The organism is Pseudomonas sp. MYb13 (assembly GCF_002980075.1).
Taxonomy (GTDB): domain Bacteria; phylum Pseudomonadota; class Gammaproteobacteria; order Pseudomonadales; family Pseudomonadaceae; genus Aquipseudomonas; species Aquipseudomonas lurida.
The window spans coordinates 264,197-277,411 of sequence record NZ_PCQI01000002.1 but is presented as its reverse complement, the minus strand read 5'-3'; the positions used below and the strand labels follow the sequence as shown (position 1 = coordinate 277,411).

4 protein-coding genes and 1 pseudogene are annotated in these 13,215 nt (G+C 62.4%); 1 reads left to right on the top strand and 4 read right to left on the bottom strand.

The window, feature by feature from the left end; translation table 11 throughout:
• Positions 1-25 precede the first annotated feature (25 nt).
• On the bottom strand, positions 26-3,115 hold the full coding sequence (locus CQ002_RS04775) for a transglycosylase domain-containing protein (protein ID WP_105161713.1): 3,090 nt from the start codon (positions 3,113-3,115) through the stop codon (positions 26-28).
• A 642-nt stretch (positions 3,116-3,757) separates the two neighbouring features.
• Here CQ002_RS04775 and CQ002_RS04770 point away from each other — a divergent pair.
• Positions 3,758-5,176 carry an amino acid permease gene (locus CQ002_RS04770; RefSeq protein ID WP_098465858.1) on the top strand — a complete coding sequence of 473 codons (1,419 nt, stop codon included), beginning with the start codon at positions 3,758-3,760 and terminating at the stop codon, positions 5,174-5,176.
• A 49-nt stretch (positions 5,177-5,225) separates the two neighbouring features.
• Here the strand turns inward: CQ002_RS04770 and CQ002_RS04765 are convergent, their stop codons facing one another.
• From CQ002_RS04765 to CQ002_RS04755, 3 genes and pseudogenes are all read right to left on the bottom strand, one after another.
• The gene (locus CQ002_RS04765; RefSeq protein ID WP_105163104.1) at positions 5,226-11,702 is read right to left on the bottom strand and encodes an NEL-type E3 ubiquitin ligase domain-containing protein; all 6,477 of its coding nucleotides are present in this window, start codon (positions 11,700-11,702) and stop codon (positions 5,226-5,228) included.
• A gap of 63 nt (positions 11,703-11,765) precedes the next feature.
• Entirely contained in the window at positions 11,766-12,899 is a 1,134-nt protein-coding gene (locus tag CQ002_RS04760; RefSeq protein ID WP_034102372.1) for an OpgC family protein, read from the bottom strand.
• 149 nt (positions 12,900-13,048) lie between these two features.
• A pseudogene (locus CQ002_RS04755) lies at positions 13,049-13,162 on the bottom strand (cupin); the annotation flags it as partial.
• Positions 13,163-13,215: the final 53 nt, after the last annotated feature.

Sequence of the window (13,215 nt, the reverse complement as noted above, 5' to 3'; positions counted from 1 at the left end):
AAAGTGCAGGAATACCACCCCGGTTTCAGCGCGCCACACACAGCGTCTGTGTGCCCGGTTGCAGATAGGGCGTCAGGATCGGCGCCATGCCCTTGAGCACTTGCACCGGCAGGGCCGAGGTGAACGTGAAATGCTCCGCCGACGCGCCGGGGACGAAGGCTGTCAGCGTGCCGAAATGATGCTCGCCGATGTAGAACACGAAGGTGGCGGTGCGGTTGATGGATTTGGAACTGAGGATGCGTCCGCCAGCGCCCATGGCTTCGATACGGTTGTCGCCCGTGCCGGTCTTGCCACCCATGCCCAGGGGTGTGCCGTCGGCCAGTTTGAAACTGCCCGCCACGCGTTTGGCGGTGCCGGCGTCCACCACCTGGGAGAGGGCGCCGCGCAACGCCGTGGCGATTTCGCTGCGCAGCACGCGCTTGGCACGGTTCGGGTCGTTGATCACCCGGGTTTCATAAGGCGTACCGCTGGCAAATTGCAGGCTATCGATGCGCAACGCCGGCACACGCACACCATCGTTGAGGATAATACCCATGAGTTCGGCGAGGGCGGCGGGGCGGTCGCCAGAGCTGCCGATGGCGGTGGCCAGGGAGGGCACCAGGTGATCGAAGGGGTAGCCAACCGCTTTCCAGCGCTCGTGGATACCGAGGAAGGCTTCGATCTCCAGCATGGTGCGGATGCGACTGTCCCGTGCGCTCTGGTGCCGGCTCTTGAACAACCAGCTATAGACTTCCTGGCGCTCGAATTCACTGGCTTTGACCATCTCGGTGAACGTCGCGTCGGGGTGGTTGATCAGGTAGCCCAGCAGCCACAGGTCCAGCGGGTGCACCTTGGCGATGTAGCCCTGGTCTGGTAGGTCGTAGGCGCCGGGGCCATAGCTTTTATACAGCGTGTCCAGGCGTTCATCGGTGAGCTTGTCGGTGGTTTTCAGCGTCTTGAGGTGCGAACGCACGAAGCTGTTGAAGCTCTCCTGGCTGGCCTGGGGCAGCAGGTAACGGTGCACGGCGGCCAGGCGAATCGCGGTGGGGTGCAGGCTGTCCATGAACGTGTCGAGGCGCGCCTGGGTGTCTTTGTTGCGGTACTTTTTCCAGAACTTGAGCAGGAACGCGGTGCCTTCATGGTCGGCGAATTTGGCCAGGTATTCCTGGCGACGCGGGTCGCTGTCGTCCTTGAGCAACCGCGCGCTGTTGTCTTCACCGGAATAGGTGGTGTAGCGCACCAGGTCCCGCATCAGGCGAATGAACGGCAGGTTGATCGACTCGCGCAGGGCATCGCGCAGGGTCGGGCTGCGACCGTTGTCTTCATTGCGAAAGTTGTGGAAGCGGTGCAGGCCGCCACCGGTGAAGAAGGCTTCGCCGGGGCTGGCTGAATAGGTGCGATCGAGCGCTGCGTCGAGCATCCGGGACAGGTCTCGGTCGGGGCTCTGGATCAGGTAGTCCAACGCCCAGCGCGACAACGGATCCTGGTCGGGCACTTCGATTTTCTTCAAATCGGCAGCGGGTTGTGCGCCATAGCGATCGTGCAGCTCGGTGATGATTTGCAGGTAGGTGGTGAGCACCCGCAACTTGGCGGTGGAGCCCAGTTCGAGTTTGCTGCCTTCGTTGATATCGAAGGGCTGGTCGGTGTTGTCGGTTTGGACCCGAACCCGCGCGCCATTGGGCGTCAGTTCGAACAGGGTGAAGCTGTAGCGCACCTGGGGCGTGCTTTGCGGGGTGAGCAGGCGCGGGCCGAGCAGGCCCATTTGCGCGGCGAACGTCGGGTCTGCCAGGTGCTTGAGATAGTCGGTGGCCTGGGTTTGCAAGTCGTAGTTGAGGGTGCTGGTGGCCGACAGATCGAGGCGGTCAAGATCGTACAACGGACGGTTGAGCAGATTGGCCAATCGGCTGCGGGCGACGTTGATCGCCTTGTTGGTTTCCACCGGCTGCACCGTCGGTTGCAGCTGCCAGTCGCGGTAGGTGACATGGCTGGTGAGGGCCGCCTTGGCCAGCGCCGGGTCGATCACGTTGTTCTGCGCCAGCAGGCGGATATGGCTATCGGTCAGTTGCGCCAGCTCCTCCCGGCCTTTGGTCAAATAGTGCGAAGGCCGGCGTTGGGCAATCATCAATGACAGCACTTCGCGCAGTGCCAGGCCCTTTGCGCCCAGGTCTTTGGGCGCGTTGCCGGCCAGCAGGGCATTGACCTGGTTGAAATCGGCGCCGTACCACACGCGTAACCCCTCGGCCAGGCCATGCACCTCACCGTGGCCTGGCACCGCCGACAGCGGCACGCTGTTGAGGTAATCGCGCACGATATTCTGCCGGCTACCCAGGGTGTTCGGCCCCGGTTGATAGGCGCGGACGCTGGCGGAAATCATCTGGCGGATTTTCTCGCCACCGGACAGGGTCAGGCCGTCGGGCGAGTGGCGGTATTTTTCCAACTGCGTGGCCAGGGTGCTGCCACCGGCCGTTTGCCCCGGCAAGTGCAGGAGTTTGGCCACCTGCGACCAGGCGGCCTTGGCGAAGCGCGGCCAGTCCACCGCCGGGTTGGCGAAGGGTTGCCTGGTGTCCAGCAAGTCGCGGTCTTCGATAAACAGCAGGCTCTGCACCACCAGCGGCGGGATCGCGGCAAAGTTGGCATACAGTTGTTGCGGGTAGGTAAAGCTGTACAGCGGTGCGGCACGGCAATCGGTGATGGTCAGGCCGGCCTGGACTTTTTCCGCGTAGGGCACGAACAAACCGTGTTCGGTGTAGTTCATCAGTGCCGGGGAAAAACGCGCCTGCGCCTGGATCAGGTAATTGCGCTTGAGCAGGCGTGGCAGGAATTCATCGAGGGCGCTATAGCCCAGGCGCTGGTCAAACGGACCATCGCCCGGGTACACCATGGCGTCGCTGGCGCCAGGTTCCACACGGTAGCTGAGCTGTGCGGCGAACGGGCTCAGGTGCTCGGCCTGCAGGCGCGAGGTGCGCATTTCCTTGCTGGCGACCCACCCCAGGGCCACCAACGCGAGCAACAGCACCAGCCACATCAGCCGCCACCACAACCGTCGCGAGTGGGGGCTTTGTGGCAATGGCGGTGGATCCGCGCTGTCGGTGGAAGCCACAGCGGGTTTCGAATCGGTTTGCCATAAAGCGCCCATAGTCGATTGATCCATTCACGCAGATTGATCGGACTTGGGTGAAGCTTAGTCGCTGGCGATGCGCTGTGAAGAATTTGTGCGGCGAGCGCCGAGCGCCACCTGGATTCGACCCCGCGGGTCCACGCCCGAATCCGTGCATCGAATGCCCCCGGGTATGCATCCGCCGAGCAGGCAATCCTCGCCCAGGGGGCGCAGATCCACAGGTTCTGCCAGCCGTCCTCCTGGAAGTCCAGGGTTGGGATCAAGGGCGACGAGTTTTTACTGACGACCAAAAAGGCATGGGTGGCCGGGCTCAATGTGTTGCGCCAGAACCTTCGGTGCGGTCATTGCGGCGTTGGCGGGGACATGACGCTACACCCTCGCTGTGCAATACTCGCTGCCCTGCTAAATGCGTCAAGGCAGGCAATGCTTCCTTGTAAAAGGCGTATTTACCCCGATTTATCGCTGAATTTAGTCTGTTTTAGAGTGAAAGACCCTAGTGCCAGCTTTTTATACTGCACCCCCGCCGATCCCGCAGGCTGTGCCCTGTCGGACGTACCTGTCCACGAAACAGGCCCGGTTGAAGTTCGCCCCCGGCTTACCCGCCAGGCGCGCGGAACGCTCGGTGGCTCATATCCAATAACAAGACGAGGTTGTACCCCTATGCCAGTTGGCAATCACCTGCCCCATGGCGAGACCGCTCAGGGCGGCCCGCTGAAACGTGAACTGGGCGAACGGCATATTCGCCTGATGGCCCTTGGCGCCTGTATCGGCGTCGGCCTGTTCCTTGGCTCGGCCAAGGCCATTGAAATGGCCGGCCCGGCGATTATGCTTTCCTACATCATTGGCGGCCTGGCGATCCTGGTGATCATGCGCGCGCTGGGTGAAATGGCCGTGCACAACCCTGTCGCCGGCTCGTTCAGCCGTTACGCGCAGGACTACCTTGGCCCGTTGGCGGGCTTCCTCACCGGCTGGAACTACTGGTTCCTGTGGCTGGTGACCTGCGTCGCGGAAATCACCGCCGTCGCGGTGTACATGGGCGTCTGGTTCCCCGATGTGCCGCGCTGGATCTGGGCCCTGGCGGCCCTGGTCAGCATGGGCACGATCAACCTGATCGCGGTCAAGGCCTTCGGTGAGTTCGAATTCTGGTTCGCGCTGATCAAGATCGTCACCATCATCGCCATGGTGATCGGCGGTGTCGGCATCATCGCGTTCGGCTTTGGCAATGACGGCGTCGCGCTGGGTATTTCCAACCTGTGGGCGCACGGCGGCTTCCTGCCCAACGGCGTGCAGGGCGTGCTGATGTCCCTGCAGATGGTGATGTTCGCCTACCTGGGCGTGGAAATGATCGGCCTCACCGCCGGTGAAGCGAAGAACCCGCAGAAGACCATTCCGAATGCCATTGGCTCGGTGTTCTGGCGCATCCTGCTGTTCTACGTCGGTGCGTTGTTCGTCATTCTGTCGATCTACCCGTGGAACGAAATCGGCACCCAAGGCAGCCCGTTCGTGATGACCTTCGAGCGCCTGGGCATCAAGACTGCCGCAGGCATCATCAACTTCGTGGTGATCACTGCCGCGCTGTCGTCGTGCAACGGTGGCATCTTCAGCACCGGGCGCATGCTCTACAGCCTGGCGCAAAACGGCCAGGCGCCGGCAGCCTTCGGCACCACCTCGCGTAACGGCGTGCCGCGCAAGGCGCTGCTGTTGTCGATTTTTGCGTTGCTGCTGGGCGTGTTGCTCAACTACCTGGTGCCGGAAAAAGTCTTTGTCTGGGTGACCTCGATTGCCACCTTCGGCGCAATCTGGACCTGGGTGATGATCTTGCTGGCGCAGCTCAAGTTTCGCCAGGGCCTGAGCCCGGCCGAACGTGCCGGCCTCAAGTACCGCATGTGGCTGTACCCGGTCAGTTCGTACCTGGCCTTGGCGTTCCTGGTGCTGGTGGTGGGCCTGATGGCGTACTTCCCGGATACCCGTATCGCGCTGTACGTAGGCCCGGTATTCCTGGTGCTGCTGACGGTACTGTTCTACGTGTTCAAGTTGCAGCCGACTGACGTCGGGCAACGGGCCCCCCACTCGGTTTGATGGCCAACACCCTGGAGCTTGCGGTTTCAGCAGGCTCCAGGGTGCCGACTCAGGCGTGTTGCAAGGCGGCCTGTGTGGCGACGGTCAGCTGTCGCACCAGAAGGTCATGTTCATCCTTCTCCCAATCGACCAATGACTGGCGCCGCTCCAGATATTCGTCGGAGGTTTTGTTGGGCAGCTCTCGTTCCAGCAACCTCACTTTGTATTGAGTACGGTCCTTGATGGTGGAAAAGGGCTCCGGGTGACTCCTTGCCAGGTACTCGATCCAGAACCCTTCCGTCAACAGCCACTCTTGCAAGGCCGGGCTTTGACCCAGCCGACGCAGTTGGACGCGGGCATCATCGAGTACCGCGTCGGTCACGTAGCGCTCGACGGTATACAGCAACTCCAGCGGGTAGAACGGCAGATCGAACTCCGCGGCCATTTGGGCGCGAAAGTAAATGCAGACCTCGGCCGGATCGACCTCCAGGTTGGCCAGTTCCCGTTGCCGGATGAAGTTGTCGGAAATATGGTCCAGTTGGTTCAGATAAAAACGCCCGGTGGACAAGGCAATCAGCTCCCGGTCGCTTTCGTAGGTGCGAGGCTTGTTCTTGGCCTGGTGAATCCGGTGTTCCAGCTCCATTTTGGTGAAGGCCAGCAGGGCACTGTCGCCGCAATCCCCCGAACCATAGGTATTGAGGAATACGTTGTTACGTAACTCTGTCGATTCCCCCATCGCCAACAGCAACGTCCATACGCGGGTGGTCAGCGCTTCCCTGGATACCCTCGACCCGACGTAGGCGTAGGTTTGGGTCAGGTCTCGAAGGACCTGGAATGCGTCATCCGGGCGCGTCTCCTCACTGAGCAGCAAACTCTCCCACAGCAACTTGCGCTCGGGGTACTCGCTGCCGGGCACCCCGTCCAGCCACTGGTTGAGTTCGTCATCGACCCCTGGAATATGGCGCAGGCCACCGAGGGCGCCGCCCAGGTCAATGCCGTTGCGACGTCGGTAGTCGGCAATCTGCTGACGCGCCGTGCCTGATAAGGGGTTGCTGTGCAAGAAGGTGTTGCGGTTGGTCGTTGCCAGTCGCGTGTCGGTCAACACCTGTTCGGGAATGCTGCTGATCAAGTTGTCCTCCAGGTGCAGGGTCAGCAGGCCGGGTAATTCCCAGGTACCCGTGGGCCACTGGCTGATCTGGGTATTGCGCAGGTTCAGGTAGGTCAGTTGGTTGAGCCGGCTTACGTCCGGCGTGTTGCCCAGTGCGTTATTGCTCAGGTCGAGATGCGTCAAACCGACCATGTTGGCCAAGCGTGCCGACGCTTCGTCGGTCAGGACCAAGCCGTTGCGGGACAGGTTCAGGTGGGTCAGCTGTGTCATGACGGTGATGGCTTGGGGTAAAACGTTCAGGCTGCAGTCGATCTCCAGGGAATTGAGCCCGGAGAACTTGCCCAGGAAGGCGTCGCCGCTGTCCGGGAAGGCGTTGCCCGAAATCTTCAGGTGTTCGATGTGTTCGAACCCTGTGAGGCTGGCGATGAACGAGGCCGGGGGCAGGTTGATGTCGTCCAGCTGCAGCGCCAGTGAATGCACATGGAACAAGCCGGTGATATAGCGCCGTGGCTCTTCCCGTCGCCAGGCGCGGCGCAATTGGTTGGCCACGAAGCGGCGGCGGCCCAGGTGCTGACCGAGGGGGTCGTTGTCGGGGTCGTCCATCGCCTGGTAGGTGTCGGACCAGCGTGTCAGTTCTGTGTCCATGGCGCTGTATTCGGCCTGGCGCCGGTCCAGTTCGATCATCGCGAGGGGCTCGCTCGTATTCAGTGAGCCGATAAACCGCTGGGCATCGCTGCTGCTGAAGCTGGGGTACAGCTCTTGCACCTTGGACACCAGGTCGAGTGGACGATTGGCACCGAACGGCCAGTGCCATTGCCAGATCGGGTAGGCCAGGAATGATCGGTCGACCCGCAGGGGGGGCTGCATCCAGGGTTGCAGGTGGGGCAGGCCCAGCACGCCTTTGATGTCCATCCGGCGTCCGAGGGCCAGGGCTACCAGCTGTTCGCGCAAGGTGGACAAGTCTTCAGTGTCGGTGATGCCCAGGCTTGCCTGTTCGCTGGCAGACAGCAATGTCACCAGCGCGGGCAACAGCCTGTTCGAGGCGCTGCCCATCGGCCTGCCTGCGGCATCGTAGGCCTGATATCCACGGTCGGTCCTGGCCAGCAGACGACGCACCGCGCCGTCCAGGTGCCCCGCGCTTTCCAGCAACCTCCCGTGAGGGTCGCCTTGATGGATATCGACGCGCATTGCCCGTGGCCAGTCGGGCAGGAACTTGAGCAGGTACAGGGCGATCTTGTCGCTGTCCGGGTTGGCGCAGGACGGCAGGTACAACCCCTCGTACGCGCGGTTCAACCGCAGGTCGTGACTGGACAGGCGTGCCTGCTCCGTGAGACGCAGGCCCACCTGGTTGTTTTCATTCAGCTGCTTGAGTTCCCGTGGCGACGCGTGGCTGAGGATCGCCTTGACGGTACTGGTGGGCAGGTTCGGGTGTTTGGCCTTGAAGCGTTTTTCTTGCGCGGAGCCATTGCGTTCGCTGCTTGCGTAGATTGAATCTAAAAAGCCCATGCGTTCTTGCTCAGTGTACGCAACGATTTTGGTCACCAGTTTGAACAAGCGTTCGTCGTCGGTGGCGGGCGTTTCGGCCAGCAATCCCTGGCAAACGTGATCGTTCTTGATCACGGCGCCAAGCAATTTTCCGTCGAGGTAGTCCTGTTCCGTCACCGTGATCCTGCGCGCCGTGGCCGGTGCAGTGTCGGGGTATTGCTTCAGCACGCGTTGCTGCTCGTCGACAATTTGCAGCACATGGTCGGAGGGCCAGCCACGTAACCCGATCAGTGCCAGCAATTGGATTTCCGGGCGTGCTGTCTTTGCGGCGGGGTCGATGCGTATCGCCTTGAGAAACAGCTGGATCTCCTCATCGATCTTGAAGCGTTTGCAGGTGTCGGCCAGCAACGGTGGCGCGGCCCGCCCCGAACGGTGGACCTGGCGCAGCACTTCTGGCGAGGTATCGGTCAAGGCCATGATCTTGCCGGCCATGTCCTTGGTGAAGGCATAACGGTGATTGCCCAGACGGTAAAGCAGGCGGTGGTTGTCCCAGGTCATCGGGTTTTCGCTGGATAAGCGCCAGGCCCCGTCACCGTTGTGCTCAAGGGTGGGGGTGTTGACTCCGATTTTTTGCGGGTGGACCAGGCGCCACTTGAGCAGGTCTTTATCGAAGGCGATCCGATACAAGGAGCCCTGCAGTGGCAAGTAATGCCGGGCGTTGAACTCGAAGGGGCCGTCGGCCTTGGGCGTCAGGCCGAGCGGTAGCACCAGTTGTTGTTCGTACTGCACCAGGGAGCCGTTGACCAGGCTGACGAACCCCTCGGGGCTGCGCTGGGTACTCATGTAGTCGCCCAGTGTCTTGCGCAAACCCTTGGCGTCGTCAGCGCTGCTCATGCCCAGCAATCGATGTTCGTGGGGCTGCAGCACCGAACCGATCGCCAGGTAAAAACTGTCGACCGGGGGCGACACCGGGATTTCGCCGCCGTTGCGCATATCGTAGGCCCTGTAGTCGCCACCGCCGTAGTGACGCAGCGCGACGGTGGGATCGTCGGGGCCGGTAGATGCGTAGAGTTCGCCGCTCGCCACATCATTGACGACAAAGGGGCGCTTGAGCGTGTGGCGCACCAGCGCCGAGGCGAATTCCCGTGCCCATTGATCGATGTCTTCAGTGAACTCACGGGGGTGGTACAGGCCGTCGATCACCGCGTCGATGCGCAGCGCGGTGCGTTGGTGATCCAGCAGGTCGCGAAACGTCAGCGGCAGGGTGCCGTGTTGCAGGTAGTCCTGTTGCTGGCGCGGCGTCAGGGGTTCTTGCTCCAGCAGGCGCTTGAGGTTGGCGGTGGACAATGGTTGGTTCAGGTCGCGTAGTTTTTTCAACAACGGGGTGACTGTCACCAGTGGTGGCGCAGCCTTGAGCGGCAAAAAACGGCGAGCGCCGAGGGGAGGGATGAGCTCGGTTTTTTCGTAACCGGCGTAGTTGACCACGGCGTTGAACAGCGTAATGCGCTCGCGGGCGGCCAGTTGCGCGACCTGGCGACGCAAGTGACTGAGGCGCTGCTCTTCGCTATGCGTGACCCCGCCGTCCTTGCCCAGGCTCGACGCGCCCGGCTGTTGCCGCATGATCAAGCGCAGCAGCGGGTCTACCGTGCCGGGCGGCAGGCGCTGGTTGTCCGCGTCACCGTAGCGGCCATCCTCCTGGCGGGTGAGGTACACCGTAGGCGAGGTGGGCGAGGGCAGGACGGACGGGCTGTAGGTCTCGATCAATACGCCGTGCTCATCCCGCACGCTCAGCAGCGTGTCGGCCGGCCAGCCGGGCAGTTGCGTCAACAGGCAAAACACCAGGCTGTCGCCATGGGGCGGCAGGTAGCCCGGCTCGTCGAAGCGCTCGATGATCTGTTGAATGACCTGGTCGGCCTGCAGGCGCCGCACGCCTTCGATCAGGTTCAGCGGGGCCGCCTGCTCGCTCCAGACCGCGTCCAGGGCGGTGCGGGTGGTCGAGGTGCTGCGCAGCATCAATTCCAGGTCGACATCCGGGGTGATGGAGGAACCATTGGGCAGCATGCGTTGCAGCAGTTGTACGTCGGATAAGGTGTGGGCGTTTTTCAGGTCGAACACCCAGGCCTGCAAGGCCGGCTCGAAGAGGATGGGCGGCGTGTAACTGGCACCGGTCCCGTGCTTGAGGGTGTAGCGCATGCTGTGCGGGTCGCGACGGACTTCTACCACCAGGGTCTGGGCGCCCTCGCGCAGTTTGGCGTAGGTCTTGCCGTCCAGGGTGTAGATGCCCAGCGCGTCAGCGGTCCGCCCATCGAGCAGGTTCTGCCGTGAGTAGGCATAGGGCGAAGCGTCGGGTTTCCATAGCTCCTCGGTGCCGTCGGGACGGATCACCTTGCGCGGGTTACCGAGTGTCTCCAGGTAATTGAGCATGCGCAGGCGATGAGCGCGGCCGGCGACACTCATCAAGCGGCCGCTGATGGCGAGGTCGGCCAAGTCCGCCAGGGCGGAGGCGAAGCTGTTGGCCTGGCCTTTGGACGCATCGTCCAGGCCCTGGGCCAGGCTGTAAGTCATGCTGCCCAGTACGGTCAGTTGCATGATCCGATTCATGCCGCTGACACCGCCGGGCATGGGGGTCAGCAGCAGGTGCAGGACTTCCCCGGCGACGGCCGCCACGGCGTCCTTGAGCGCCCGCCAGTCAGCTTCGGAGCGCTCGGTGGCGAGGGTGGTGAGGTCCGACTGGTAACGCTGGATCAGGCGACGGGTGAATGCGTCGACCAGTGATAACGGGCGGCCGGTCTTGGCGTCGGCGGCGAAGCGCACAGTGTCCAGGGTCCGTGGTGCAAAAGCTGTGTGAAACCCGTCGTACAACGGTCCTGCCAGCCAGTTCAGGCCTTCCGGGCGTGGCTCCTGGTTCAGGAGCGAGGTGAAGACCGACAGGCCGATCAAGGGCAACTGCCGGGAAAACCAACCGAGGTCCTGTTGTTGCTGGCTGTCCTTGAGTTGCTGGCGCAGGTCGGCTTCGCCAGCCTGGGCGTCGATGTGATAACGGAAGGCACCGCCGGGGCGCTGGGGGAAATACGTCACTACCCCGAGGCTGGCGACGCGAATCAGCAGCAGTGGTAGCGGGATCACGTTTTCCCAGGGCACGAACGGGACGGACACGATAAGCGTCAGGCCCGAGGTCAGGCCCAGGGTGTCGAATGCCAGTGACGGCCCCCTCTCGGTGAGGCTGGCGCGCAAGGCGTCATACACTGGCTGGGTGAGCCCGGTGGTGGCACGCAGGCGCCAGGACTCCAGCAGGTCAAACTGCAACGTGGCTTTTGCGGCGGTGGCGAACAGGTTGCGCAATCGGCCGTTTTCCCCAAGTGCCGCATCGGTGCGCACCCGCAGTTGACCACCGAGGTTCAACGCTCGGGCCGTGTTGATAAACCTCAAGGTGTCGAGAGGCGGGCCAGGGCCGACAATTTCACTGGCCTCGACCTGGCTGAAGCCGGAGTCCTGGATGATCGAATGGGTAAACCCGAAATTCAGGCAGGCTGCCTCCCAGAGCGTCATGTCCTTGGTGTGCAGGGTGAACTGCCATTCGTCATAGGCGCGGCGCGGTCGATCGTCACGCTGGCGAGGCGGCGGGTCCCAGGGAAACGGTTGCTCGCGTTTCTCCAGGTAGGTGGTGTAGATCCGGTACTGCTCTGGGTCCCGGCCCTCCAGCTTGTCGCGCAATTGCGCAAGCCCCTGGGTCTTGAAGGCCTGGACCAGCGCATTTTTTGCACGGTCGAGCGCGGTGAGCGCCTGCTGGGCCTCTCGTTGCAATTTCAGGTAAAGCGCTTGTTCTTGCGCGGTCAGGCTGCTCATGGCTTGCACAACATTGCGCTGGATCAGGTCCAGCGCCTGCTGCTGTGCCCAGGTGGTACTCGATTGGAGGTTGCCGGACAGACCGTTGAGGAGTTGATGGGTCGGCATGTGCATTGGCCTTTCACGAAGAGTGGAAGGCCAATGGGAGCATGCCGTTTTTTCGCTGCGGGGCTAACTATGTAGCTGTTGTCGGGCCGGCACCGGTTGGCTCAGGCGTTTATTGAATTCCAGCCAGGCGGCCAGCGCGGCCATCAGCCCGGCACCCACCAGCGCGGTAAACACCTGTACGGCGAAGGTATCGCCAGCCAGGGCGTTGACCATGTCTGCCAGTGGCGCCAACAGCACGCCCAGGCAGAACACCTCGAGGGAAAAACGGCCCATGCGGCAGACCTCGGCGGCCAGTCGGTTTCGTGTCCACCCGGCACCCGGCAGCAGCTTGGCGGTGACATACGCCAGTGCGAGGAAGTGCACCAGGCGCACTGGCGACAAGTCGGTCTTGCTGATCGGGTACAGCAGGTCGCTCAAGGCTGACGGCATCAGTGCATCGTGGACCTCGGGCCAGCGCCAGCCGAGGGTGATCACGCCGGCCACCAGCACATACAGCGCAGCGGCGACGAACAAAGGCTGGCGCAGTAACGGCCGGGTCTCGGGTTGGCGCGGCTGTTGTGCGCGAATCGCCGCGGCTCCGCCCAGCACAAACAGAAATTGCCAGGTCACCGGGTTGAAGTACCACACGCCATCGGCAATCGCGCGCAGGTTCCACCCCATCCAGGGGGCCAGCAGGTACACCGTGGCGGACACCGCCACCACCGTCCAGGTCTTGCGGATCATCAGCGGCAACACCACCGACAGGCCGGCCAGCAGCACGATGTACAGCGGCAACGGGTCCATCAGGTTGGGCTTGAAGCGCAGCAGCAGCTCATCGGTAAGTGCCTGCTGTGGGTGGGTGACGAAGTGCGTCAGGCCCATCTCTTCGACCAGGTCACGGGTTTCCACGTGGCTGTTGGCGTAGAAGACGATGCCCATCAGCATGGCTAAAAGAAAGATATGCACCACGTACAACACCCAGGTGCGCCGCAGGATTTTCAGGCAGGCCATCCAGTAGCCGTCGCGCTGCATGATCTTGCCGTACGCCAACACGGCGGCAAAACCGGCGAGGAACACGAACACCTCGGCGGCATCGCTGAAACCGATATTGCGCAGGGTGATCTGGCCCAGGGGATTGTGGGGGACGTGATCCCAGAAAATGAAGATCAACGCCAGGCCCCGAAAAAAATCGATGCGCGGGTCGCGTCCGTTCAGCATGGCTACGGGCTCTTGAGCAAGGTGTTTAGTAATGACAAGCGAGCGCGGTTGTTATCGTACGCCGCACGTCGGGCGGGCGCAGGTTGGCGGTATTTGTAAGCAATTGCAAAGGTTGGGTATTACTGAATGTCTCTAGATATCAATGATCACTGGCGTGCCATGCGCAACACCTTGATCAGCGCCGGGCCGACCTGGTCCAGGCGCGTTGATTTCCAACTGTCGGGCAGTTGCCCGGCGATGGCGGCGAAGTCCACTAACGGCATGTGAGGCGCCTTGTCTCAACGATGCCGTCGGTGGTCCGGTTCAGCGCAGAAAG